The organism is Blautia sp. NSJ-175, from assembly GCF_022867815.1.
GTDB lineage: Bacteria > Bacillota > Clostridia > Lachnospirales > Lachnospiraceae > Blautia > Blautia celeris.
In genome coordinates, this window is sequence record NZ_JALIFQ010000004.1 from 345,901 (window position 1) to 371,069 (window position 25,169).

The 25,169-nt window shown below is 44.5% G+C and carries 19 protein-coding genes; 15 read left to right on the forward strand and 4 right to left on the reverse strand.

All coding sequences use genetic code 11. The features are described 5' to 3' along the window. The first annotated feature begins 590 nt into the window (after positions 1–590). The 12 genes from uvrA (at position 591) to MUB35_RS09055 (ending at position 16,036) form a co-directional block, all read left to right on the forward strand. The gene (gene uvrA / locus MUB35_RS09000; protein WP_244806087.1) at positions 591–3,431 is read left to right on the forward strand and encodes an excinuclease ABC subunit UvrA; all 2,841 of its coding nucleotides are present in this window, start codon (positions 591–593) and stop codon (positions 3,429–3,431) included. A 109-nt stretch (positions 3,432–3,540) separates the two neighbouring features. Continuing rightward, positions 3,541–4,533, forward strand: coding sequence for a rod shape-determining protein (locus MUB35_RS09005; protein ID WP_018598499.1), 993 nt, complete (start codon positions 3,541–3,543; stop codon positions 4,531–4,533). 17 nt (positions 4,534–4,550) lie between these two features. Next, on the forward strand, positions 4,551–6,785 hold the full coding sequence (gene recD2, locus MUB35_RS09010) for an SF1B family DNA helicase RecD2 (RefSeq protein WP_033143035.1): 2,235 nt from the start codon (positions 4,551–4,553) through the stop codon (positions 6,783–6,785). After that, positions 6,710–7,492: a ComF family protein gene (locus tag MUB35_RS09015; RefSeq protein ID WP_244806088.1), complete on the forward strand. Its 783-nt coding sequence runs from the start codon at positions 6,710–6,712 to the stop codon at positions 7,490–7,492. Before recD2 ends, MUB35_RS09015 begins: the two co-directional genes overlap by 76 nt. A gap of 315 nt (positions 7,493–7,807) precedes the next feature. Further along, a complete protein-coding gene (locus tag MUB35_RS09020) occupies positions 7,808–8,239 on the forward strand; it encodes a hypothetical protein (protein WP_033143036.1) in 432 nt (143 codons plus the stop codon). Then, complete coding sequence (locus MUB35_RS09025) at positions 8,236–9,291, forward strand: hypothetical protein (protein WP_033143037.1); 1,056 nt, start codon at positions 8,236–8,238, stop codon at positions 9,289–9,291. The genes MUB35_RS09020 and MUB35_RS09025 overlap by 4 nt, the downstream gene beginning before the upstream one ends. Before the next feature lie 54 nt (positions 9,292–9,345). Then, the gene (gene cdaA, locus MUB35_RS09030) at positions 9,346–10,221 is read left to right on the forward strand and encodes a diadenylate cyclase CdaA (RefSeq protein WP_033143078.1); all 876 of its coding nucleotides are present in this window, start codon (positions 9,346–9,348) and stop codon (positions 10,219–10,221) included. Continuing rightward, the gene (locus MUB35_RS09035) at positions 10,199–11,518 is read left to right on the forward strand and encodes a CdaR family protein (protein ID WP_052099654.1); all 1,320 of its coding nucleotides are present in this window, start codon (positions 10,199–10,201) and stop codon (positions 11,516–11,518) included. The genes cdaA and MUB35_RS09035 overlap by 23 nt, the downstream gene beginning before the upstream one ends. A gap of 25 nt (positions 11,519–11,543) precedes the next feature. After that, positions 11,544–11,807 (forward strand): HPr family phosphocarrier protein, encoded by a 264-nt coding sequence (locus MUB35_RS09040; protein WP_033143038.1) that lies wholly within the window; start codon positions 11,544–11,546, stop codon positions 11,805–11,807. A 98-nt stretch (positions 11,808–11,905) separates the two neighbouring features. Continuing rightward, the gene (locus tag MUB35_RS09045; RefSeq protein WP_033143039.1) at positions 11,906–12,610 is read left to right on the forward strand and encodes an AzlC family ABC transporter permease; all 705 of its coding nucleotides are present in this window, start codon (positions 11,906–11,908) and stop codon (positions 12,608–12,610) included. Then, the gene (locus MUB35_RS09050; RefSeq protein ID WP_033143040.1) at positions 12,607–12,912 is read left to right on the forward strand and encodes an AzlD domain-containing protein; all 306 of its coding nucleotides are present in this window, start codon (positions 12,607–12,609) and stop codon (positions 12,910–12,912) included. The genes MUB35_RS09045 and MUB35_RS09050 overlap by 4 nt, the downstream gene beginning before the upstream one ends. A 175-nt stretch (positions 12,913–13,087) precedes the next feature. Next, entirely contained in the window at positions 13,088–16,036 is a 2,949-nt protein-coding gene (locus MUB35_RS09055) for a L,D-transpeptidase family protein (RefSeq protein ID WP_244806089.1), read from the forward strand. Between the two features lie 71 nt (positions 16,037–16,107). Here the strand turns inward: MUB35_RS09055 and MUB35_RS09060 are convergent, their stop codons facing one another. Genes MUB35_RS09060 through MUB35_RS09070 form a run of 3 tightly spaced genes read right to left on the reverse strand, consistent with a single transcriptional unit; the run spans position 16,108 to position 19,304 of the window. Continuing rightward, a complete protein-coding gene (locus MUB35_RS09060; protein WP_244806090.1) occupies positions 16,108–17,370 on the reverse strand; it encodes an ATP-grasp domain-containing protein in 1,263 nt (420 codons plus the stop codon). Continuing rightward, complete coding sequence (locus MUB35_RS09065; RefSeq protein ID WP_033143042.1) at positions 17,367–18,347, reverse strand: hypothetical protein; 981 nt, start codon at positions 18,345–18,347, stop codon at positions 17,367–17,369. Before MUB35_RS09065 ends, MUB35_RS09060 begins: the two co-directional genes overlap by 4 nt. A 27-nt stretch (positions 18,348–18,374) precedes the next feature. Beyond that, positions 18,375–19,304 carry a glycosyltransferase gene (locus tag MUB35_RS09070; RefSeq protein ID WP_033143043.1) on the reverse strand — a complete coding sequence of 310 codons (930 nt, stop codon included), beginning with the start codon at positions 19,302–19,304 and terminating at the stop codon, positions 18,375–18,377. 187 nt (positions 19,305–19,491) lie between these two features. On the opposite strand from MUB35_RS09070, the gene MUB35_RS09075 reads away from it, so the two are divergent. Continuing rightward, the gene (locus tag MUB35_RS09075; RefSeq protein WP_033143044.1) at positions 19,492–19,857 is read left to right on the forward strand and encodes a transporter; all 366 of its coding nucleotides are present in this window, start codon (positions 19,492–19,494) and stop codon (positions 19,855–19,857) included. Further along, positions 19,850–20,188 carry an EamA family transporter gene (locus MUB35_RS09080; protein WP_033143045.1) on the forward strand — a complete coding sequence of 113 codons (339 nt, stop codon included), beginning with the start codon at positions 19,850–19,852 and terminating at the stop codon, positions 20,186–20,188. The genes MUB35_RS09075 and MUB35_RS09080 overlap by 8 nt, the downstream gene beginning before the upstream one ends. A gap of 61 nt (positions 20,189–20,249) precedes the next feature. Here the strand turns inward: MUB35_RS09080 and rffA are convergent, their stop codons facing one another. Continuing rightward, positions 20,250–21,386, reverse strand: a complete 1,137-nt coding sequence (gene rffA, locus MUB35_RS09085; RefSeq protein ID WP_033143046.1) for a dTDP-4-amino-4,6-dideoxygalactose transaminase — start codon at positions 21,384–21,386, stop codon at positions 20,250–20,252. A gap of 194 nt (positions 21,387–21,580) precedes the next feature. Here rffA and MUB35_RS09090 point away from each other — a divergent pair, with 194 nt between their 5' ends. Continuing rightward, entirely contained in the window at positions 21,581–25,120 is a 3,540-nt protein-coding gene (locus tag MUB35_RS09090) for an N-acetylmuramoyl-L-alanine amidase (protein WP_052099656.1), read from the forward strand. The last annotated feature ends 49 nt before the right edge of the window (positions 25,121–25,169 follow it).

The window sequence follows — 25,169 nt, forward strand, 5'->3', positions numbered from 1 at the left end:
AAAGGCTTGCCGCGGGTAGCGGGGGCCTTTTTTGTAACGGTTTTTTTATTTGGGGGGATGAGGGCGGACGAAAGGAAATAGGAGGGGGCCGGGAGAGGGAAATGCCTGTGAGCGAAGCGTTCCGCTGCCACGGAGCTAACCTGCTCCCATTTACTAAATTCATCGGCAAGGGCCTCTTCATTAAGTAACTGGGGCAGGTGGATCTCCGCGGCGCTCCACTAAGACATCGCTCACAGGCATTTCCCTCTCCCGGCCCCCTCCTATTTCCTTTCTGACGTTCTCTAAGCCACAGGGGTTATTCTGCCGGATGTGACCGTTACACTCGGCTTTGTATTTTTTTCTTCCGGCAGAGAAAAGGAGGCCCGCGGACTTCCACGACATCCCGTCCGTTCTGCCATTACCATAAAATCTGTCTGAACATATGTTTGCAAATGTATAATGCATATGATATAATGGCAGGTAGCATAAAAACAAACATACATTCCCTGAAATTGGCAGCTTTCGGTCTCACGTGCAGTGGGTATGACGCTGTGTTGGGGGATGAGAATCTGATAGAAACTGTTGCGCTGATCACGAATAAGGAGATAAAAATGGCAGTAAGAAAACATGACAACCAATTTATCAAAATACGCGGAGCAAATGAGAATAATCTGAAGAATCTGGATGTGGATATTCCACGAAATGAGCTGGTGGTGCTTACCGGGCTGAGTGGTTCCGGGAAGAGTTCTCTTGCATTTGATACGATATATGCGGAAGGACAGAGGAGATATATGGAATCCCTGTCTTCCTATGCCAGACAGTTCCTGGGACAGATGGAAAAACCGGATGTGGAGAGTATTGAGGGACTTTCTCCGGCTATTTCTATTGACCAGAAATCCACCAACAGGAACCCCCGTTCCACGGTTGGCACCGTTACGGAGATATATGACTATTTCAGGCTGCTCTATGCCAGAATCGGTATCCCGCACTGTCCGAAATGCGGAAAAGAGATCAAAAAGCAGACGGTTGACCAGATGGTTGACCATATCATGGGTCTGCCGGAGCGGACCAAGCTTCAGCTTCTGGCACCTGTGGTGAGAGGAAGGAAGGGGACTCACGCCAAGCTTCTGGAGCAGGCAAAGCGGAGCGGTTATGTGCGCGTGCAGATTGACGGCAATCTCTATGAACTCAGTGAGGAGATCAAGCTGGATAAGAATATTAAGCACAATATTGAGATCGTTGTGGACCGCCTTGTGGTGAAAGAAGGGATTGAAAAGCGGCTCACGGATTCTATTGAGAATGTGCTGAATCTGGCTGACGGCCTTCTCATTGTGGATACTATGGATGGAAACCAGATAAATTTCAGCCAGAGCTTTTCCTGCCCTGACTGCGGTATCAGTATTGATGAGATCGAGCCGAGGATTTTTTCCTTTAATAATCCTTTTGGCGCCTGCCCTGCCTGTTTCGGTCTGGGTTATAAGATGGAATTCGATGTGGATCTGATGATACCGGATCAGAGCTTGAGTATTGCCCAGGGCGCTATTGTGGTGCTGGGCTGGCAGTCCTGCACAGATAAAGGCAGCTTTACAAGGGCGATTCTGGATGCCCTTGCGGAGGAATATCACTTTGACCTGAATACGCCTTTTGAGGAATATCCGGATAAGATAAAGGACGTGATCATAAACGGGACCCACGGAAAAGAGATAAAGGTCCACTATAAAGGGCAGCGGGGAGAAGGTATTTATGATGTGGCCTTTGAGGGACTTGTGAAAAACGTGGAGCGCCGCTACAGGGAGACCGGTTCGGAGTCCAGCAAGCAGGAGTACGAATCCTTTATGCGTATTACCCCCTGCCCGACCTGTAAAGGCCAGCGTCTGAAAAAAGAAGCTCTGGCAGTGACAATCGGGGATAAAAATATACATGAGGTTACATCCATGTCCATCCGCGCGCTGCAGGTATTTTTGAACGAACTGCAGCTCACCTCCACCCAGCAGATGATCGGTGAGCAGGTTTTAAAAGAGATTCGTGCCAGAGTGGGATTTTTGATGAATGTAGGGCTGGAATATCTGACTCTGTCCCGTGCAACAGGCACTTTGTCGGGTGGTGAAGCACAGAGGATACGTCTGGCAACTCAGATCGGTTCCGGCCTTGTGGGGGTTGCCTATATTCTGGATGAGCCAAGTATCGGTCTGCATCAGAGGGATAACGATAAACTCCTTGCCACTTTGAAGCACCTGAGGGATCTGGGAAACACTCTGATCGTGGTAGAGCATGATGAAGATACCATGCGGGAGGCAGACTGCATTGTGGATATCGGTCCCGGCGCAGGAGAGCACGGAGGCCAGCTCGTGGCAATCGGTACAGCGGAAGATCTGATGAAAAATAAAAACTCCATTACGGGCCAGTATTTAAGCGGGGCTATGAAGATTCCGGTACCTGAGGAGAGAAGAAAACCCAACGGCTTTCTGACCATACGGGGCGCTTCTGAAAACAACCTGAAAAATATAGACGTAAAAATTCCTTTAGGCGTCATGACCTGCGTGACCGGTGTTTCCGGTTCCGGCAAAAGTTCTCTGATCAACGAAATCCTATATAAGAGCCTGGCAAGGAAACTGAACCGGGCCAGAGTCATTCCGGGAAAACATAAATGCATTGAAGGGGTGGAGCAGCTTGACAAAGTTATTGATATTGACCAGTCACCCATCGGAAGAACGCCGCGTTCCAATCCCGCAACCTACACCGGTGTATTTGACCAGATCCGCGACCTTTTTGCAACCACTGCGGACGCAAAAGCCAGAGGTTATAAAAAGGGAAGATTCAGCTTTAATGTAAAAGGCGGCAGGTGTGAGGCCTGCAGCGGTGACGGTATTCTGAAAATTGAGATGCATTTCCTTCCCGATGTGTATGTTCCCTGTGAAGTCTGCCAAGGAAAACGTTACAACAGAGAGACTCTGGAAGTGAAATATAAAGGGAAGAGCATTTACGATGTGCTGAACATGACGGTGGAGGAGGCGCTCACATTCTTTGAACACCTTCCGTCTATCAAGAGGAAGATCCAGACGCTTTACGATGTGGGGCTTTCCTATATCCGCCTGGGCCAGCCTTCCACGGAACTGTCCGGAGGTGAGGCGCAGAGGATCAAGCTGGCAACAGAACTGAGCAAGAGAAGTACAGGAAAGACCATCTATATTCTGGATGAGCCTACCACAGGTCTGCATTTTGCGGATGTGCACAAGCTTATTGAGATCCTCCGGCGTCTGGCAGAGGGCGGGAATACAGTGGTTGTCATCGAGCACAACCTGGATGTGATAAAAACTGCGGATTATATCATAGATATCGGCCCGGAAGGCGGCGATAAAGGGGGAACCGTGATAGCTTCCGGTACACCGGAGGAGGTGGCGGCGAATCCTGTCTCCTACACAGGTCGTTACGTGTCAAAATATTTGAATTGATTGCCCCTTTTCATTTCGGGACAAGTTGGGTATAATGAAGAATATCGGTGGGCCCGGGACAGACATCCCGGGCAGAACACTGATATCCAAATATAGAAAGGGGTATTCTATGGCAGCGACAGATATTGGAATCGACCTGGGAACGGCCAGTATACTGGTTTACGCAAAAGGAAAAGGCATTGTACTGAAAGAACCATCCGTAGTTGCATACGATAAAGATAATAATAAAATAAGAGCAGTAGGAGAAGAGGCAAGGCAGATGATCGGCAGAACACCCGGCAACATTGTGGCGGTGCGCCCCCTGCGCCAGGGTGTTATCTCTGACTATGAGGTGACAGAGAAAATGCTCAAATACTTCATCTCCAAAGCCATGGGCAAGAAAGCTTTCCGAAAACCCCGCATCAGCATCTGCGTACCCAGCGGTGTGACAGAGGTGGAGAAGAAAGCTGTGGAGGAAGCCACGTACCAGGCAGGCGCCAGAGAAGTGAACATCATCGAGGAGCCGATTGCTGCGGCTATCGGGGCAGGTATTGATATCACAAGGCCCTTTGGCAACATGATCGTGGATATCGGCGGCGGTACCACAGATGTGGCGGTGATCTCCCTTGGCGGGACAGTAGTATCCACTTCCATTAAAGTGGCAGGCGATAATTTCGATGAGGCTATCATGCGTTATGTAAGGAAGAAGCACAATCTGATGATCGGCGAGCGCTCCGCAGAGGATGCGAAGATCCAGATAGGAACCGTTTATCCCCATCCGCAGCCGAAGACTATGGATGTGAAGGGACGTGATACGATCACGGGGCTTCCCAAAAGCATAACCCTCACCTCCGAGGAGATCAGAGAGGCTTTAAAAGACGCAACGGTACAAATTATGGAGACCATACATGGAATTCTGGAAAAAACTCCTCCGGAACTGGCAGCAGATGTGGCTGACAGGGGTATTGTCCTCACCGGCGGCGGTGCGCTTTTGGGTGGGCTGGAGACGCTGATCGAGGAAGAGACAGGCATCAACACCGTGGTGGCAGAGGAGCCTGCTATGGCTGTAGCCATCGGCACAGGCCAGTACATGGAGCTTATGAGCAAGATAAACGGGAAATAAAACAAATGAGGTAAGTTATGGAAGAAACCATAGAAGGATATGTGGACCATATTATCTTCCGGAATGAGGATAACGGGTACACAGTTATGGTTGTGATTGCTGAGGAGGAAGAGCTGACCTGTGTGGGCAGTTTTCAGTATTTAAGTGAAGGAGAAACCATCAAAGCCTATGGACATTACACAGAACACCCGTCCTACGGCAGGCAGTTCTCCGTCACCTCCTATGAGACCGTTGTGCCCCAGGATTCCATGGCCATGGAACGATACCTGGGTTCCGGCGCCATCAAAGGGATCGGAGCGGCTCTTGCCGCCAGGATCGTCAGGCGTTTCAAGGATGACACTCTGCGTATCGTGGAGGAGGAGCCGGAGCGGCTGGCAGAGATCAAGGGCATCAGTGAGAAGAAGGCCCGGGAGATCGCTGCTCAGGTGTCTGAGAAGGCGGATATGCGGAAAGCCATGATGTTTCTTCAGCAATACGGCATTTCCCTTTCACTGGGAGCTAAGATATTCAATCAGTATGGACACGAAATGTACGGCATACTAAGGGAGAATCCCTATAAGATGGCTGAGGATATTGACGGAGTGGGATTTAAGATGGCAGATGAGATCGCTGCCAGGATCGGCATCCATACAGACTCCGATTACCGTATCCGAAGCGGTCTTCTATACATATTACTGCAGGCAACTGCAGAGGGGCATGTGTTCCTTCCACAGCGCATTCTGCTGGAACGGGCATCTGCCCTTTTGGGCGTTGCAGCCGCTTATATGGAAAAACATATTATGGATCTGGCTATAGACAGAAAGATTGTAGTAAAAGAGGTTGCGCTCAGGGAAGGGGCACAGACGGAACCGGTCATCTATGCCAGCCAGTATTACCAGCTGGAGCTGCATGTGGCACAGATGTTAAAAGAACTGGCCTTAGAGGATACAGTGGATGAGGAGAGGATGGAAGCACAGCTTGTTCGCCTTGAGAAAAGCGGAAATGTAGAGCTGGATGAGAAGCAGCGCCAGGCAGTCATAGAGGCTGTGAAAAACGGCCTGCTGGTTATCACCGGTGGCCCGGGTACAGGAAAGACAACCACCATCAATGCGATCATCCGTTACTATGAGCTGGAAGGCGTGGACATCTGTCTTGCCGCTCCCACGGGAAGAGCCGCAAAGCGTATGACAGAGACCACAGGCTATGAGGCCAGAACTATCCACCGGCTTTTAGAACTCAGCGGAATGCCGGATGACTCCTCTGCCAGCATCCACTTTGAGCGCAATGCCCAGAATCCGCTGGAGGCGGATGTTGTTATTATTGACGAGATGTCCATGGTGGACATTTTTCTTATGCACGCACTGCTCTCGGCCATAACGCCGGGCACCCGGCTGATTCTGGTCGGGGATGTGAACCAGCTTCCAAGTGTAGGGCCCGGAAGTGTACTCAAAGATATCATCCGTTCTGAAAAATTCCCGGTTGTGGAACTGGTCAAGATTTTCCGGCAGGCTTCCCAGAGTGATATCGTGGTGAATGCCCATAAGATCAACCGGGGTGTCCCTGTTGTTCTGGATAATAAAAGCATGGACTTTTTCTTCCTGAAGCGGTATGACGCCAATGTGATCATCAGTGTTGTCATCACCCTGATCCAGAAGAAACTGCCAAAGTTTGTAGATGCAACGCCTTATGATATCCAGGTTCTGACTCCTATGCGGAAAGGGCTTCTGGGTGTAGAGCGTCTGAACAGCATTCTACAGCAGTATCTGAATCCCCCTTCTCCTGATAAGAAGGAGAGGGAGCACGGCAGCGGCTTGTTCCGCGAGGGTGATAAGGTCATGCAGATCAAGAACAACTACCAGACCGAATGGGAGGTCCGCGGCAAATACGGCATTCCGGTGGAAAAAGGCGTGGGTGTTTTTAACGGGGATACAGGAATCCTGCGGGAGATCAACACCTTTGCGGAGACCCTCACCGTGGAATTTGATGAGGGACGCTTTGTGGAGTATGCGTTCAAGCAGTTGGATGAGCTGGAGCTTGCCTATGCCATTACCATCCACAAATCACAGGGAAGTGAATACCCTGCGGTGGTGATTCCGCTTTTGGGAGGCCCCAGGATGCTGATGAACAGAAATCTTCTCTATACAGCCGTGACAAGGGCGAGAAAGTGTGTGACATTGGTAGGAGATGAAAATACTTTTTGGGAAATGGAAAAAAACCAGATGGAACAAAGCCGTTATACTACTCTGGATCTGCGGATAAAGGAAAGCTGTTAGCATCCTTTGCCCTTGATATGGTCTATCCCAGGCGCTGCCCTGTCTGCCATGACATTGCAGTTCCAAGGGGAAGGACCATATGCCGGGAATGCGTGGATAAACTGGTGCCCATCCATGGGCCGCGCTGTTTTAAGTGCTCCAAGCCCCTGGCGGACAGTGAGTCAGAGTTCTGTTATGACTGCGCATCGAAAAAACATTCTTATGACCGGGGAATCAGTATCTTTTCCTACGGTTCAGTCCTTTCAAAATCCCTGTATCAGTTAAAATACCATCAAAGGCAGGAGTACGGCCGTTTTTACGGCAGATATGCCGCGGCAATTGCAGGGGAACAGATCCGCCTCTGGGGAGTGGAAGTGCTGATCCCTGTCCCGCTTCATCCGAAAAGAATGGAGAAAAGAGGGTACAACCAGGCAGAGATCATAGCCGCGGAGATAGGAAAAGCACTGCAGATTCCGGTAGATACAAAAACTGTGATCAGAAAAATCAATACAAAACCCCAGAAAGAGCTGAACGACAAGGAGCGGAGAAGTAATCTTCGCAGCGCCTTTGCCGTGACGAAAACCAGACTTCCCTGGAAAAAAATATTGATCGTAGATGATATCTACACCACAGGGAGTACTGTGGACGGTGTAAGCCTTGCCCTGAAAGCAGCCGGTGCGGAACAGGTATATTTTTTAACCGCAGCCATAGGGACAGGTTTCTGCTGATAAGGCTTGATTCGCCTACTTTATTTATGCTATAATGCAAGTTGTATACATAGAATGGCATGTCCGGTACATCCCGGTATTGCGCTGTTTCATGTGTCATAAGACGGTACGTCCATACAGTCCGTGGTTTTGTGAAAGAATCAAAACAGACTGTGCGGTGTCCATAGAGTGCCGTATTTGTGGGATGCCATTTAGGAAATGCAGTAAGTGGCACATTTGTTGTGCCATAAATTGCAGACAGCCTTTTGGGGCATAATTATAGTAAACTGTGAGTACATATAAAAGCATTGTTTTCACAGGAAGTAGAGGAAGCTTATGTTAAATGAACAGAAAATCAAGAAAATGAGGAAATTAGCTGCTTACGAATCCGGTAAGGGCAGAGAAGATCTGTCAATCAGCAATTACTACAGAAGCGATTATATAGGCCTTGCAATGATCAAGAACTTTTTTATCACGACCATCGCCTATGTGCTGCTGCTGGCTGTCTACTTTGGGTATAAGAGCGAATATATGATGGATAATCTGCATAAGATCGACCTGTTTTCTCTGGGAATCAAAATTATCATCATCTATATCGCACTGCTTGTGGCCTACACCATTCTGACTTATATCTACTGCTCCGTCAAATACAGAAGCGCTCAGAAAGGCGTGGAGGAGTATTACAGAGAGCTGGGACAGCTGAAAAAAATATATGACAGAGAAGAAAAGAGAGCCGGGAGACTGACCGGAAGGAGGAAAGGCGCATGACAGCGTTACTGATATTGAAACAGAAAATCAAGGAATTTTACGGGGAGCATGACACCTGGATTCTTCCGATCCTGAAGTTTATATTGGCATTCGGTCTTTTCAAGGGGATCAACACCACACTGGGATTCATGGGCAAACTGGATAATATTTTTGTTGTCCTGATTCTGGCCCTTTTATGTTCCGTTATGCCCGTCAATACCATGACGATCCTGGGCTGTGTCCTGATCATCGGCCACTGCTATGCAGTGGGAATCGAGGTCGCAGGTTTTGCTCTGCTTCTTATGATCCTGCTGATGATATTATTCCTGCGGTTTACATCCAAAGATAACGTGGCTCTTGTGCTGACTCCGGTGTCCTTTGCCTTTCATATTCCGGCAGCCGTACCCATCGGCTGCGGTCTTCTACGCGGACCTGCAAGTGCGGTGCCCGCAGGCTGCGGCGTTATTCTGTATTACTTTATGCGTCTTGTAAAAGACAAGGCAGGGGTACTGCAGGGAAAAGAGACAGAGGCTGTCCAGAAGCTTCAGATCTTACTGGACGGACTGGTGAAGAATCAGGAAATGTGGCTGGCGATCATAGCGTTTGCAACAGTCACCCTGCTGGTGTACCTGATCCGCCGTTCCTCCTTTGACTATTCCTGGAGGATCGCAGTGGTTACCGGTGCGGTAGTGTACATTGTTCTGATGTTGTTCGGAAGCATGTTCATGAGCATCAGCATGGAGATGGGCAGCGTTATCATTGCCGGTGTGGTTTCCGCATTGATCGGCCTTGTCATTGAATTTTTTGTACTGGGAGTGGATTACTCAAGAAGTGAAGTGACCCAGTTTGAGGATGACGAATATGTCTATTATGTAAAAGCAGTACCGAAATCTCTTGTGTCACAGACCAAGAAGAGTGTGAAGAAATTTTCATCTAATAAGAAGTCAGATGACAGTGATCTGGACGATTTAGATGAAGAAACACCGGAACAGGATGCAGCGCCTGTAGAGCATGTTTCAGAGGAGGATTTTGACTTTGAGAAACAGCTGGAAGAATCGCTGAAAGACTTATAAAGATGATCCCATAAGGGAATTATACATAATTAAGGGGGTGGAGATATGGGGAATATGGTAGCCAGCATAAAAGAATATCTGACCGGTTTAACTCTTCCGCATATGTCATGGATTGACATTATTGAAATTCTTCTGATAGCAGTATTGGTTTATCAGTTTATGTTGTGGGTGAGAAATACACGGGCTTATTCCCTGTTGAAAGGAATTTTAATTGTCCTGGCATTTATCTTCATCGCTTATCTCTTGAAGATGAATACGATTTTGTGGTTGGTGTATAATGCCGGCGGATATGCGATCACGGCAGTGCTGGTTATTTTTCAGCCGGAGCTTAGAAAAGCTCTGGAAGAACTGGGACATAAGAAAATAGTAAGTACAATTCTTCCCTTTGACAGTGGTAAAAAAGATGAGAGCGGCAGATTCAGTGACCGTACATTAAATGAAATTGTCCGTGCCAGCTATGAAATGGGAGAAGTTAAGACAGGGGCATTGATTGTCATCGAGGAAGAGACGATACTAAACGAATATGCAAGAACAGGTATCTATCTTGACTCATTAGTGACAAGTCAGCTGCTGATTAATATTTTTGAGCATAACACACCCCTTCATGATGGGGCTGTGATCATCCGAGGGGACCGTGTTGTTGCAGCAACCTGCTATCTGCCGCTGTCGGATAATATGGAGCTGAATAAAAATCTTGGAACAAGACACCGGGCAGGAGTGGGAATCAGTGAAGTAAGTGATTCTCTGACAATTATTGTTTCCGAGGAGACCGGCAGGGTTTCTGTAGCCCAGAATGGTGCCCTGAGGGTTGGAGTAACCAGGGATGAACTGAAAGAAATATTGATAAAGGAGCAGAACGCCAACGCAGAAAAACAAAAGCGTAAGATATGGAAGGGATGGGTGAAGAATGAAGAAAAGTCTGATGAATAAATTTACCTTAAAAATCCTTTCCCTGCTGATTGCCATGTTGATATGGCTGCTGGTGGTTAATGTTCAGGATCCTATAACAACAGAAATTTTTACAGATATTCCGGTGACTTTTGTTAATGAGTCATACATTGAGAAAAGCGGTAAACTAGCCCTTATGGTGGAGGGAAAGGATACGGTAAATGTCCGTGTAAGGGGCGAAAACAGTATTATCAGAAATATGAGCAAAGATAACATCACTGCAGTTGCAGATTTGACTCAGATTATTGATATGACGACACAGCCGATCATGGTACCTGTTACCGTAACATGTCCAGGCATAAAAGATAAAAACGTAGAGGTAACACCAAGAAATATTCCTATAACTATAGAAGAGAGAGAGAGCATAGACTGTATCATCAATACAGAGCTTGTAGGAGAATCAAAACCGGATAAGAATTATGAAGTGGGAAAGACTACGGCTGAGCCGGAGAAAATTACTATCACAGGTCCGAAATCCGTTGTTAAGAATATTGACAATGTTACTGCAAAAGTTAATGTAGATGGAATGACCGAGAGCGGTGAAAGGAATGCGGAGCTGGTGATTTATGATAAGAATCACGATGAGCTTACGGATAAGCAGATGGCTTCCCTGAAATTTGATATACCAAGTACAACGGTAAAGGTTAATGTTGAATTGTGGAGAACGCTCCAGGGAGTCACAATTGATGCATTAAATTCTTATGTAGGAGAGCCGCTGAATGGATATCAGGTTGGAAAAATTACGTCTACTCCGGAGAAAATCAATATTATCGGTTCAGATGAAGCACTCCAGAAGTTTACGGTAAATGGCAACAAACTGACCATTCCCGCATCGGAGGACAGAGATATTACAGGTAAATCAGCCGACTGTGAATTTTCCGTTGATTTAGCCGAGCTTCTTCCAAAAGATATTAAACTGGCATCCGGTGTAAATGATACGGCACTCATAAAGGTAAGTATCCTTCCTCTTAACAGCAAGGAATACAACATCTCCACAACAGATATTAAGATTGAAAATAATCCTGGAAATATGAATGTTGTTCTCGACAAAGTGGAGGTTCTGGTCCGTGTTGAAGGACTTACGGAAGAACTGGATAAACTGGAGAAAAGCCAAATACACCTGAGCATCGATCTCAAAGGTTATACAGAAGCAGGCGAATACGAAGTACCGGTTAAGATTGAAGTGCCTGACGGTTATCAGGTGGTCGATGAAGTCAAAGTCAAAGCAACCTTGACAAATACCAATACAGATGCTGTAGCACAAAAGCCGGCATCGTAAAACAGAAATAGGGGAGTGATGAATAATGGTAAGCCAGAAAGTCAAAGTCAATAATTTAATAGGGCTGCACCTGAGACCAGCAGGCCGCCTCTGCAGTGAGGCTATGCAGTTCAAATCACTGATCACCTTCAGTTACAGCAATGTTACAGCAAATGCGAAAAGTGTCCTCAGCGTTCTTGGCGCCTGTGTGAAAGGCGGAGATGAGATTGAATTGGTATGCGAAGGGGAAGACGAAGAAGAGGCATTAAAACATCTGGTATATATTCTGGAGGAAGGTTTGCAGGAATAAGCATTTATCCCGGGGATGGGACAGTTAAGGCTGTCTCATCCCTCGATTTTTGCCTGACCGAATCGTTACATATATTTTACTTTAAGGAGAAAGCAATCATGCATAATAACATCAAAGAAGGTCTGAAAGACGGTATTCCCATAGCACTGGGTTATTTTTCTGTCAGCTTTACATTTGGAATGCTGGCAGTGAACAGCGGTATGGCACCTCTTCACGCGGTGCTGATTTCCCTCTTTAATCTCACATCAGCAGGTCAGTTTGCAGGTCTGAATGTCATTTTATCGGGTGCCTCCCTGTTGGAAATGGCATTGACACAGCTTGTTATCAACATGAGATATGCGCTCATGTCGCTTTCCCTGTCCCAGAAGTTCGACAGCTGCGTAAAGACGCGCCACAGGCTTTTGATCGCGTATGGAAATACAGATGAGATATTCGCGGTGGCAAGTTCAAAAAGGGGAAGTGTGGGTCAGTATTACATGTACGGCCTGATTCTCCTGCCGGTTCTCGGCTGGGTAGGGGGAACGCTGACCGGAGCCATAGCGAGCACGGTTATGCCCGCCTTTGTACGCAGCGCTTTGGGTGTGGCGCTGTATGGAATGTTTATAGCAATTGTAGTCCCACCGGCAAAAAAAGAATCCACAGTGCGGACTGTGGTATTTATTGCGCTGGCCCTGAGCAGTATGTTTTATTATCTCCCGGTGCTCAAACAGGTTTCCGGCGGATTTATGATCATTATCTGTACACTGCTGGCAGCGGGGATCGGAGCTGTTCTATTTCCTATTAAGGAGGGTGAGGAAGCATGATTTATGCGTATATTTTTGTTATGGCAGGCGTGACTTATTTGATCCGTATGCTGCCTTTGACACTGATTCAGAAGAAAATTTCAAATGTATACATACGCTCATTTCTATATTACGTGCCATATGCCTGTCTGACAGCCATGACATTTCCGGCTATCTTATACGCGACGGCATCGCCGATATCCGCTTTTGCGGGCCTGGCAGCAGCCATATTTTTTGCCATGAAGGAGAAAAGTCTGGTGATGGTGGCATGTTTTTCCTGTATCGGTGTTTTTATCACAGAACGTATTTTAGAGTTAATATGAGCAGAGTTCATGAGACTGTAAAAGAAATTTAATATTACATTTCTCCGGTTTGGTTGTAATAACCTGTAAAAAATGGTAAAATGGTGATATCTCTAGAGGGAGAGTATACCTGTTTGATACATATTGTATCCGGGAGATAAATAAGAGCGTAAAGCTGGAAAGTAGAGGGAATAATATGAAGAAGCGCAGGATGAAGCTGTTGGCACTGATGCTTACAGCAGCGGTTACATTCACTTCTGTTCTTCCTGTAGGAGCAACTGCTACCAACGGAAGCGAGGCACCGCAGCAGGTTACGGAGCTTACAGATCCGCTGGATGAAGGGGGCGGAGTAACAGACAATGGCCAGGGAAATACAGATGTTTCCGGCGATGTCCAGAATGGCATTGACCAGACCGGAGATGAGCAGCCTGGTGACCTGCCGGCTGAACCGAATCACGATGCAGAAACAGCCCAGGATGACCATTGGACTCTGGAACAAGCTGAGAATAAGATGATATTCCGGTATTATGAGTCAGTAGATGGGTTTGCAGGATATCAGAAGAAATGGGAATTGGATAAGCAGAGCGGTATCTGGACGTATTTTGAAGTTCAGGAAGACGGGACGGAAGCGGCTGCTACGCCTAAACCATATGACGAATTTGATGTAAATGGAACACACGTTGGCCTTTATGAGACCGTAGGATACTTAGACGAGGATCTGGGTGCAGTAACATTGGTTTACGCTTTTACATCAACAGAGGAGGGTCTAAAAGGCTATGGCGGATATTGGTATCAGAATGAGAACGGTTGTTTCACATATTATACAACAGAAGCAGATGCAGAGGGAGATCCGGATGCTAAAATGGCGGAAGGACTTCAGGTACCTGGAAGTTTCCTGGAAGGTCTGAACACGATCAAAGATGAAGATGGTGAATATACCTTTTGGCTGGATGCAGAAGGCAGACCGCTGACAAATGCATGGAAGATAGTAGTGGGAGAGGACGAAAACAAAACATTCTGTTATTTCGGCGAAGACGGAAAGATGCTGACAGAGGGCATGCCCACAGGACTTCAGACTATTGAAGGTTCTAACTATTGGATCGGAGAAGACGGTAAGCCTGAGACTGCTGTATGGAAAAAGCTGGATGGCAAGTATTATTATTTTGATGTGAATGGTGTGCAGACACAGGATAAAACAGGTCTTCAGAAAATAGACGGCAGTAATTACTGGGTGAATAAGGATGGAAGTTATGCCAAATCCAAATGGATAATCAGCGGCGGTAAATATTACTATTTTGGAGCAAATGGAAAGCAGACATCTAAAACCGGATTACAGACAATCAATGGCAAGAAATACTACGTGAACAAAAACGGCACAGTTAAGAAAAATACTTCTGTAATTGTAAAAGGTGTGCGGTATTTCTTTGGCAAAGACGGTAAATGTACCAAATCCTACAAAGTACATACTGTGGGTTGGAAATCAAATGGAAAAGGCTGGTGGTATCAGAAAGAAGATGGTACCTGGCCAACAAACTGCTGGTATCAAATAGATGGTAAAAAATATTATTTTGACGGCAGCGGATATATGCAGACCGGATGGTTGAAATTAGGAAATAAGTGGTATTATCTATCAGGAAATGGTGCAATGGTAACCGGATGGATTAACCTGGGGGGAACCTGGTATTATCTTACACCAGATTCTGGTGTTATGAAGACAGGTTGGTATAAGGTAGGCAATAACACATATTTCAGTAATGGCAGCGGAGCCATGATGACAGGCTGGCTGAATCAGGGAGGAACCTGGTACTATTTAAATGGCAGCGGGGCTATGCAGACTGGCTGGGCTGTGGTAGGCGGTGCATGGTACTATTTCACACCTGGAAACGGTGCGATGAAGACCGGTTGGTACAAGATTGGAAATACCTGGTATTTCAGTAATGCAAGCGGAGCTATGCAGACTGGTTGGTTGAACTTAGGTGGAACCTGGTATTATCTCACCGGAAGCGGAGCGATGGCTCAGGGCTGGGCTAATGTAGGAGGAACCTGGTATTACCTTACTCCGGGTAGCGGAGCAATGGCAAAGGGCTGGCTGAACCTGGGAGGAACCTGGTATTATCTGAACGGAAGCGGAGCTATGGTAACAGGCTGGCTGAATCAGGGAGGAACCTGGTATTATCTGAATGGAAGCGGAGCTATGATTCAGGGCTGGGCAGTGATAGGCGGTTCCTGGTATTATTTCACACCGGGTCACGGTGATATGCGGACCGGTTGGTATCAGGATAATGGCAAATGGTATTATTCTTACGGCAATGGCATTATGGCTATGAATACCTGGATTGACACATATTATTATGTGGGCGGAAGCGGAGCCATGCTGACGAACACTACGATTGGCGGGTATTATGTAGGTAAAGATGGACGATGGGTGCCGGGTTATGGTACGGTAAATGTCAATACTGCTGGCCAGTGGGAGCAGAAGGGCGGAGCTTATTATTTCCGAAAAAGTAATGGAGCATATGCGAAAGGTGAATACATTGCCTGGGATGGTAACTGGTATTATCTGAACGGCAGTGGTATCATGGTTACAGGATGGCAGTATATAAAGGGATATAAATTATATTTTGGTACAGGCGGACAGCTTCATCAGGATGTCAGTAATATGGTAGGCGGCCCTTACCAGATCAGAGTAAACCGTACGAGCTGCCAGATTACTGTTTTTGCAAAAGATGGAGGCAATGGGTGGATTATTCCGGTCAAATCAATAACCTGTTCTGTGGGTAATCCGATTACTCTTACACCGGCAGGAACATTTTACATCGGAGATCAGGACAGATGGCATATACTTATGGGACCGTCATGGGGACAGTGGACCTCACATGTAGTAAACGGTATCTTTATCCATTCTGTTGCAGGTACTTCCACCAGCCAGTATAATCTCTCTTCATGGGATTATAATTTGCTGGGACAGCCGGCATCTCATGGCTGTATTCGTGTTTGCGTAAGGGATGCAAAATGGATTTATGATAACTGCGGCAGAGGAACTGCGGTAATTATCGGAGATGGATATTACGAGCCATTTGATAAACCGGCAACACAAAAACTTCCTGCGGGAGTAAATTTGAAAGATCCAACAGATATTTGGTAAAAAATTAAAAGTGCCGTCAGGTGATACACATAGAGTGTATTAACCTGACGGCACTTTTTTATAATGGAAGATTATAATTCGGGATATTTGGGAATTTGATTCTCATAAAGGATCTCTTCACCATCTTTTGTGGTGATAGAAATGTGTTTGTATATATACCTTGTCATTCGATCTATTTCTTTTCTGGTTCCGTCGGATATATAGTAACGGACTGCATAAGGATTTACACCATGTGGGATTATCCGTTCACCTGGTTTGTAAAAAAGCCAGGCGTCTTTTACGCCCTTCATATTTGATAGCTGGGATGCAGCCTCCTGATTGTCAACCATCAGACCATTTTTTCCGTGAAAATATAGAACAGCACTGTTTTTTTCAAAAAAAGGTGTATGTTTTTTTAATGTGTTCCTCAGTGAAGTATCGTCATATAAATAATCCAACAGCAAATTTTCCACCTTGAGTCCACAGCAGTAATCTACAAGCTCATGCTCATAGCCGAAAAATCTTCCAGCAACTTCGCAAACGGATACGGGTTCACCGGGTGACCAAAAAAACTGCATAGATAGTACACCGCTGGTTTGCCCGGTATAATTTGCAACTTTTTGCAAAATATCTTTTGCTTCGTCATATACATTATGAATCAGACGGGATGGATAAACATTACGGGTGCTGATTGGTATGTCATTTGTACAAACCGGTGTTTTTTCCCGATCTGCAATACTGATCACATGTATCTCTCCGTCCAGAACCCAGCTCATCATGTTGAATTCATAACCCTCATTATATTCTTCTACCAAGATCTCTTTAATCTCTGAAGTTGCACAGATGAAATCATAATACTTCCTGATTTCTTCCACAGAATAAAGGACCAGGATACCCCGGGATCCATATTTATCTATGGGCTTTACTACTACAGGAAATTCCATATCATCTAGTAAAGAATCTGAAAAATCACTGGATAGCCGGACATATTTAGCAGTTGGGATTGAAAGCTGGCAGAACATCTGTTTCATGATATCTTTGTTTCGATAATAATCCAGTTTTTCTGGAGAAAAATAGCATTTCAGTCCGGCCTTGTTTGCAATTTTCACCATGCATTCAAATAAATAGTCTGAGAAGGATGTGATAATTCCGTCAACTCGCTCCAGCTGACAGATAGAAACAATCCGGTCCGTATCGCCCACATCGATGTCATAGGCTTTATCGGCATATTTTTTGCCCTCACTGTCTGGATAACCATCGCATACTATTGTATAAATTCCACGGGATTTTGCCAATTGAATGAGTTGGACAAATTCTCTTAATGAACCCAAAATTAACAGTCTCTGCTTCATCATATGTCCTTCTGACCTTTCATCAATCGTTTTAAAACAATTAGGATCCGCTCCATTTCTTCCGTACCATAACGCTGGTCACAGGGAAGAGGAAGTATATTTGCTGCATAGTCGTAGTCCAAACTTTTTTCTGGCATTTCCTGTATGACATTCGACCAGTAAGTCGGAACAAAAATTTTTTCTTCAGCCAGTCTTTTTCGCATACGGATACCGTCCCGACAGTAAAGAGGGTAAACAAAGGGGCCTGTTTGCGGAATAAGAGTCAGTTGGTTTTCAGAATCCAGAACCTCACTGAGAGTCGCATAATTTGCATTACGAATATTACATACCCGCTGGTAGTCAATACCTTTTAATAGATTTTGTGTTAATCGTGACATCCTTTTGACGGGCTCACTGCATAAATTATGTGCAGTATTCAGCATTGATGAATAATACTCAGAGGCTGAGTGTTCATACCGGCCGAGAATATGCTGCATACGTTCGGCAGAGCTGTCTTCAGGAAGTATATCTATAGTAGAATGTTTCTGTTGCCCAAGGGACAAATAGGCACCGTCCGGCAACCCGAAAAATTTTCTGCAGGAATATAAGACAGGAATCGTACCCAGTGGTTCTTGAAAAAAAGCATGGGTATTATCTAATAATATATTGCCATAAATATTCTGAAGTTCCAACAAGCGTTCTTGAGAAAATTGTCCATAATAGTTTACAAGATACAAATATTCACCGGTGTCCATTTTTTTTAGAGGCAGTGCAGGTGAAAAATCCTTTTGAATATGATACCAAGCCAATTCTATTTTAGAATTTTTACATACAGAGGTTACGGAATCGCAGAGAAGAAGAGGCAGCCACAGTTTCCTAATGTGTAACTGCTCCAGAGCGAAAACAAGTGCATTTCGGCCGAGATTAAGTTTGATAAGGTCAGGATAATATTCTTCTCCAGACATTTCTTCTAATTCCAGATAACCGCCAATTTCTTTCATAATCTATTTTCCTCGAATCTAACAATATTACAAATCTTTTTTGCGTATTACATAATTAGGCATTTTCTTAGCTTCATTTAATATGTTCATTAAATATTGACCGATAATACCTATGGCTAATAGTATAATGCCGTTATAGGCCAGTATGAGCAGGACAAGAGTTGTCCAGCCCTCTACAGATACACCATAGATAAAATAGCGGACCAGATAAAACAAACCCAGCAATATACTTATGATAAAACTGAAAATCCCCAAATCTCTCACTAAAATTAAAGGAAATGCAGAATTTGATGTAATATCATATATCAAGTCCCTTGCCAGATGACGGAACGTATAATTACTGCGTCCCACTTTACGCGAATCGTGCTGAACAGGGATATTGATAATGCGGTTGCTGCTTTGTACCAAAAGATTACCAATCTGCGGCAGATGGGTATTCGTATTCAGGATGGCTTCTACAATAAATCTCCGCATAAGCCGGAAACTTGTGATTTCAAGGTTGGGATCTTTATTGAGCATCTTGGATGTTGCATAGATCGAAATTTTAGTACCCAACTTCCGGATGAAATTGTGCTTTCTGTTTTCGTATTTAGCGATTATTACATCCACATCGTCACGTTCGTTTATAGCAGCAGCCATTTTGGGGATTTCTTCCGGGCGATGCTGAAGATCATCATCCATAGTGATGATAAAATCGCCCTTTGCAAAAGAAAATCCGCAGAGAAGAGCAGGATGCTGACCAAAATTTTTTGCCATTTGAATAATTTTAACCCGGGAATCCGCTTTATGAAGTTTTTCCATTACTTCATACGAGTTGTCCCGGGAACTGTCATCTACTAGTATCAATTCGAAGTTTTCTTTCATTGTATGGTCAAACACATCACGGATTCGAGTATATAATTCTTCTAATGTCTTTTCTGAATTATATACAGGAACAACGATTGAATATAAACTCATAATTATTTACCTCCAGGACTGCTTTTCTTCTATTTTATAAAATGACAGCAGCCACCTGGCCTATTATAACATTTTACGACAGGGGTTTCAATAGACTTGTTCCGGAAGAAGAAGGGTGTTATAATAAAAAAAGCTGTGCAATATTAGAGATGTGTACAGAAAGTATGTTAAGAAAGAAGGGGTGTAAATGGCTGTTTCTAAAAACAGCAGGATAAAAGATTATATTTTTCTGCATATCAGTATTATGATATTCTCCTTTACTCCTGTGTTTACAAAAATGGCATCTATAGAGTTTAATAAAAATGGCATCTGGGGAATAAAATTGTATTTTTTCTTTTTCCTTATGCTTTTGGATTGTTTCATTTATGCGTTGGCATGGCAGAAAAATATTCAAAAATTTGAATTAAGTGTTGCATATGCGAACAAAAGTGTCTATCTGATTTGGTCACAAATATGGGCAGTTTTAATTTTTGGTGAAGTACTGTCAATTAAAAATGTGATTGGACTGTTAGTAGTATTAATTGGAGTATTGGTGGTGCAAAAATATGAATAAATATATGTTGATACTTTTTGGAGGTACTTTTTTTACTGCATTTTCACAACTTTTATTAAAACAGAGTGCAAATAGAAAATATAGCCATCCAATCTATGAATACCTGAATTGGAGAGTCATTACTGCATATGGAATCTTTGGGGGTGTCCTTCTTCTGAATACATATGCGTTTACTGGAGTTGATATGAAATATGGCTCTGTGATTGATACATTCAGTTATGTATTTGTTATGCTTCTATCCTATTTTATATTGAAAGAAAAGTTCAGCAAAGGGAAATTGATTGGAAATCTGATCATTATAACAGGTATTTTTATCTATACTTTAGGATAAAAGATGCGGCCGGTTTCATGTAGAGACCGAGCCGCATCTTTTTTCAAGACAGGATTTTAATTTATCGTGATTGATGAAAATATTTGAAAATAGTATCCACAATATATTCTTTATCTTCTAATGTAAGATGGTAGTACATGGGGAGTCTGACCAGTCGCTCACTTTCTTTAGTAGTGTATTTGTCCTCTCCGGCGAAGCGGCCATATTTGATACCTGCCGGAGCAGTGTGAAGAGGAACATAATGGAAAACACTTAGAATCCCGTTTTCTTTCAGATAGGTGATGAATTTAGTCCTTTCTTCCAAATCGGAAAGCTTTATGTAATACATATGGGCATTATGTTCACATTCAGCAGGTACATAAGGCAGTTCCAGATAACCCATATCAGCCAAAGGTCTCAATGCATTGTCGTAAAATTCATAGCTATCCATGCGGTCTTTTTGAATTTCATCTGCTATCTCCAACTGAGCCCACAGATAAGCCGCATTCATATCGCTGGGAAGATAGGATGACCCATAATCCTGCCAGGTATACTTATCTATCTGACCGCGGAAGAATTTGCTGCGGTCAGTACCTTTTTCTCTTAAGATTTCCGCTTTTTCCTGATAGGCAGTATCCTGGAATAAGAGTGCGCCGCCCTCGCCCATGCTTAGATTTTTTGTCTCGTGAAAACTGAGACATCCAAAATCCCCAATGGTACCAAGACTTTTTCCTTTATAATAGGAAGAAAAACCTTGAGCAGCGTCTTCAACAACCTTCAGTTTGTGCCTTTGAGCAATGTCCATAATGGTATCCATCTCGCAGGAGACACCTGCATAATGGACAGGAACGATGACTTTCGTTCTGGAGGTGACAGCGTCCTCTATCAATGTTTCATCAATATTCATGGTATCCGGACGGATATCTACAAATACAAGGGATGCGCCTCTTTGTACAAAGGCATCAGCAGTGGATACGAAGGTGTAGGAAGGAAGAATGACCTCATCTCCCGCGGTGACTTCTGATAATACGGCAGCCATTTCTAAGGCATGTGTGCATGAAGTTGTGAGAAAGACCTGATTTACGCTGAACTTGTCTTTCATCCAGTTGCTGCAACGCTTTGTAAAGTCACCGTCACCGCATATTTTACGGTTCATGACAGCTTCTTTTATATAATCCATTTCTTTTCCAACATAAGGCGGAACATTAAAATCAATCATGAAAAACTCCTTTAACTTATCAATACAAACGCCAATTTCTTAAAAAACATAATCATTGTAGCACAAAGTAAAAAAAAAGGAAACATTAAACTGGTATTCCATTGATTTCTTTAGAGTATTATTGTATAATATTTAATAATTACTTAATAAAATTAATAAGTTTGCAAGAAACACAAACAGAAAAGGGGTAAAGAATGAAAAGAGCAGGGAAAAGGCTCCTGTCATATCTGTTGGTTCTGGCCATGCTGATGAGTTTGTATACACCAGTATATGGCGCGGATGCATCAGTTTCAGCAGGAGCAGGTACACAGGCAGTTGAGGAGGAACAGCAGACAGGCCAGAAGGAGCCAGCCGCAGAGGAAGGAATAGAAGATGAAGGGAAAGAACCGGCTTCAGAGGGAGAAGATCCGCAGAATGTAAATGATGAAGCCGAGAGTCAGGACGAAAAAAATGAAGTCCAGGACGATGAGAATTCTCCAAATGCAGATGATGTGCAGACGGATTCAGAAGTAGATGTAATAACAGAAGGGGAGAAAGCAGAGACAGAAACACCTTCTTTGGTTTGTAATTATATCTTTACGCAGGAAGATGACGCTCACCAGTCTGTTATCGTAGAAGTGGGAGATCAATCCTCTACCATATTGGAAAGTGCTCAGATTACCTATCAGGATGGTAATGGGGAATTACATACAGCAGATGCAGAGGAATTGGCAGAAAATATTGCAGCGTTCTTACTGGAGCTGCCGCAGCAGGGGCAGGAAAGAAAGTTTGTGTCCATGAAGGCTGTTGCCGGGGGACAGGAATATAATATTTCTCTGAGCCAGGAAGAAGAAGAGATGGCTCAGATAGAGATGGGAGCGGAAGAAGTTACCCAGACTATAACGGAGAGTCAAAATGAAGAGGCTGGTCTTGATGCTCAGACAGCAGAGCAGGTAGAGAAGGGTGTTATCTCAGCAGATGAAAGCGGTATTTCTTCAGATGATATCAAAGATGCAATAACTGAGAATAATCAGTTGGGACAGGCAGCTTCCAATGAAATAGCGGCATTTTCTTTGGGCGATGATACAGATATACCGGCTGCGGTTTCTGTAGAACCTAAAAAGAAGGATCACTACATTGTCGTGCTGGATCCCGGTCATGGTACTGTTGACAAAAATGGTTATGATCCAGGAGCTGATCATAAATTCAGTGACGGTACGAAATTTGTCGAAGCAGACTTGACTATGAAAATCGCCAATTACGTGAAAAAAGAGCTGGGAAAGTACTCTAATATCACAGTATATATGACACATGATACGGTAGGAGCATCAAAGGCCATTAATATGACATTAAATGAGAGAGTGGACTTTGCTGCAAATAAACATGCAGATCTCTTAGTAAGTCTTCATCTGAATGCTTTTGATTATGAGACAGCTCATGGCGCAGAGGTTTTGGTACCACGCACTGGACGGTATAATACAGAAGTTGCAGAAAATGCCCATAAAGTGGCAAACAATATTTTGAAACGTCTGGTTTCTCTGGGACTCTACGATAGAGGATTAAAAGAGCAGGATTCTAATGATAGTGTTTATCCTGACGGCAGTAAAGCAGACTACTTTGCCATAATAAGAGGCGGTCAGAAAGCAGGAATACCGGCAATTATAGTTGAACATGCTTTTTTGACAGGACAAGCGGATAAAAAGTATCTTAACAATGAAGCTTCATTGAAAAACCTGGCAAAGGCGGATGCATACGGAATCGCCCAGTATTTCGGTATTGAAACAGGCGGTGAGACATACGAGCCGGTACCAGAGTCAAAAGGTGAATGGCGAAAGGTAGGAGGCAAATATTATTACTATGTAGGCGGTAAGAAACAGACCGGCTGGCAGAAGATAGACAATGTCTGGTATTATTTAAATAGAAGCGGAGTGATGCAGACCGGGTGGCTGAATCTGGGAGGAACCTGGTATTATCTGAACAGCAGCGGACATATGTTGACCGGCTGGCAAAAGATCAATGGCAGTTACTATTATCTGAATGCCTCCGGATCTATGCAGACCGGCTGGCAGAAAATTGATGGAAAACGGTATTATTTACAGAGCAATGGTGCCATGCTGGAAGGCGGCTGGCATAAGATTGGCAGTGCATGGTATTATATGTCAGGAAATGGAGCCGCAGCAGAGGGATGGATTTCTGTAGGTGGTTCCTGGTATTACATGAAACCGGGCAGCGGTAAAATGTGCACCGGCTGGTATAAAGTAGGAAAGAAATGGTACTACAGCAACGGAAGCGGAGCGATGCAGACCGGTTGGCTGAATCTTGGAGGAACCTGGTATTATCTTCTGGGAAATGGAGCCAGAGCAGAAGGATGGAATGCCATAGGCGGTGCCTGGTATTACCTGAATCCTTCGGATGGGAAAATGCGGACCGGCTGGTATAAAGTAGGAAAGAAATGGTATTACAGCAACGGAAGCGGAGCGATGCAGACCGGTTGGCTGAATCTTGGAGGAACCTGGTACTTTTTATCCGGGAACGGGGCTATGGCAGAAGGCTGGATAGTAGTCGGAAGTCATTGGTATTATATGAATCCGTCAAATGGCAGCATGTGTACCGGATGGTTTAAGGTTAATAAGAAGTGGTACTATTGTGATGGAAGCGGGGCTATGCGTACCGGCTGGCTGAATCTGGGAGGAACCTGGTATTACCTTCTGGGCAACGGAGCTATGGCGGAGGGCTGGAATTATATTGGAAATGGCTGGTATTATCTGAATCCGGGTAATGGAGCTATGAGAGTAGGCTGGTTTAAGGCAAACGGAAGATGGTATTACTGCAATGGAAGTGGAGTGATGCAGTCAGGCTGGCTGAATCTGGGAGGAACATGGTATTATCTGACTGGCAGCGGAGCTATGGCAGAAGGTTTTACTACAGTCGGAGGGGCTAAATATTACTTAGCACCAGGGAATGGAGCGATGCTGACCGGCTGGTATAAGGTAAACAATAAATGGTATTACAGCAATGGCAGCGGTGCAGTGCAGACTGGTTGGCTGAACCTGGGAGGAACCTGGTACTACTGTGATAAGAACGGAGTGATGAAAACCGGCTGGATAACAGTGGGTGGTAAAGAATATTATCTGAATGGCTCCGGTGCCTGGATTCCAGACGCAAAAAAAAACGATAATTCATCCAGCAGTAACTCTGGCAATTCAAGTACAAATACAAAAAATTTATATAAAATAGCAGGCGACAGCAGTGTGACTGTGGATCAGATGGTAAAGTATTTCAAGCAGTCTAAATGTACATATCCATCAAAAGATCTTTCCAAAGGAGGCGCCAAAGATATAAAAACTTTTGCCAAAATTGTATTGGAGGAGGCAAATGCAGAAGGCATAAAAGCTGAGGTGGTTTTTTGCCAGGCCATGAAAGAAACCGGCTGGTTACAGTTTGGCGGAGATGTTTCTATCAAACAGTTTAACTTTGCCGGCCTTGGTGCAACGGGCGGAGGTGTGAAAGGAAACTCCTTTAAAGATGTACGCACAGGGATTCGTGCACAGGTTCAGCATTTAAAAGCGTATGCGTCTACTGCAAAATTGAAAAATAAATGTGTAGATGTCCGTTTTGAATATGTAGAACGAAATTCAGCGCCTTATGTGGAATGGTTGGGAATACCAGATAATCCGAATGGAGGCGGTTGGGCAGCGTCCGAAAACTATGGGAAAGATTTAGTAAAAATGATTAAAAATCTTAAAAAGCTTTAAAAAAACAGATGCATGATAGGATGAATTCTATCATGCATCTGTTTTTTGT

Excerpts from the sequence above, each read along its gene's own strand:
- uvrA (WP_244806087.1), top strand. The coding sequence starts at position 591 with ATGGCAGTAAGAAAACATGACAACCAATTTATCAAAATACGCGGAGCA.
- MUB35_RS09005 (WP_018598499.1), top strand. The coding sequence starts at position 3,541 with ATGGCAGCGACAGATATTGGAATCGACCTGGGAACGGCCAGTATACTG.
- recD2 (WP_033143035.1), top strand. The coding sequence starts at position 4,551 with ATGGAAGAAACCATAGAAGGATATGTGGACCATATTATCTTCCGGAAT.
- MUB35_RS09020 (WP_033143036.1), top strand. The coding sequence starts at position 7,808 with ATGTTAAATGAACAGAAAATCAAGAAAATGAGGAAATTAGCTGCTTAC.
- MUB35_RS09025 (WP_033143037.1), top strand. The coding sequence starts at position 8,236 with ATGACAGCGTTACTGATATTGAAACAGAAAATCAAGGAATTTTACGGG.
- cdaA (WP_033143078.1), top strand. The coding sequence starts at position 9,346 with ATGGTAGCCAGCATAAAAGAATATCTGACCGGTTTAACTCTTCCGCAT.
- MUB35_RS09035 (WP_052099654.1), top strand. The coding sequence starts at position 10,199 with ATGAAGAAAAGTCTGATGAATAAATTTACCTTAAAAATCCTTTCCCTG.
- MUB35_RS09040 (WP_033143038.1), top strand. The coding sequence starts at position 11,544 with ATGGTAAGCCAGAAAGTCAAAGTCAATAATTTAATAGGGCTGCACCTG.
- MUB35_RS09045 (WP_033143039.1), top strand. The coding sequence starts at position 11,906 with ATGCATAATAACATCAAAGAAGGTCTGAAAGACGGTATTCCCATAGCA.
- MUB35_RS09050 (WP_033143040.1), top strand. The coding sequence starts at position 12,607 with ATGATTTATGCGTATATTTTTGTTATGGCAGGCGTGACTTATTTGATC.
- MUB35_RS09055 (WP_244806089.1), top strand. The coding sequence starts at position 13,088 with ATGAAGAAGCGCAGGATGAAGCTGTTGGCACTGATGCTTACAGCAGCG.
- MUB35_RS09060 (WP_244806090.1), bottom strand. The coding sequence starts at position 17,370 with ATGATGAAGCAGAGACTGTTAATTTTGGGTTCATTAAGAGAATTTGTC.
- MUB35_RS09065 (WP_033143042.1), bottom strand. The coding sequence starts at position 18,347 with ATGAAAGAAATTGGCGGTTATCTGGAATTAGAAGAAATGTCTGGAGAA.
- MUB35_RS09070 (WP_033143043.1), bottom strand. The coding sequence starts at position 19,304 with ATGAGTTTATATTCAATCGTTGTTCCTGTATATAATTCAGAAAAGACA.
- MUB35_RS09075 (WP_033143044.1), top strand. The coding sequence starts at position 19,492 with ATGGCTGTTTCTAAAAACAGCAGGATAAAAGATTATATTTTTCTGCAT.
- MUB35_RS09080 (WP_033143045.1), top strand. The coding sequence starts at position 19,850 with ATGAATAAATATATGTTGATACTTTTTGGAGGTACTTTTTTTACTGCA.
- rffA (WP_033143046.1), bottom strand. The coding sequence starts at position 21,386 with ATGATTGATTTTAATGTTCCGCCTTATGTTGGAAAAGAAATGGATTAT.
- MUB35_RS09090 (WP_052099656.1), top strand. The coding sequence starts at position 21,581 with ATGAAAAGAGCAGGGAAAAGGCTCCTGTCATATCTGTTGGTTCTGGCC.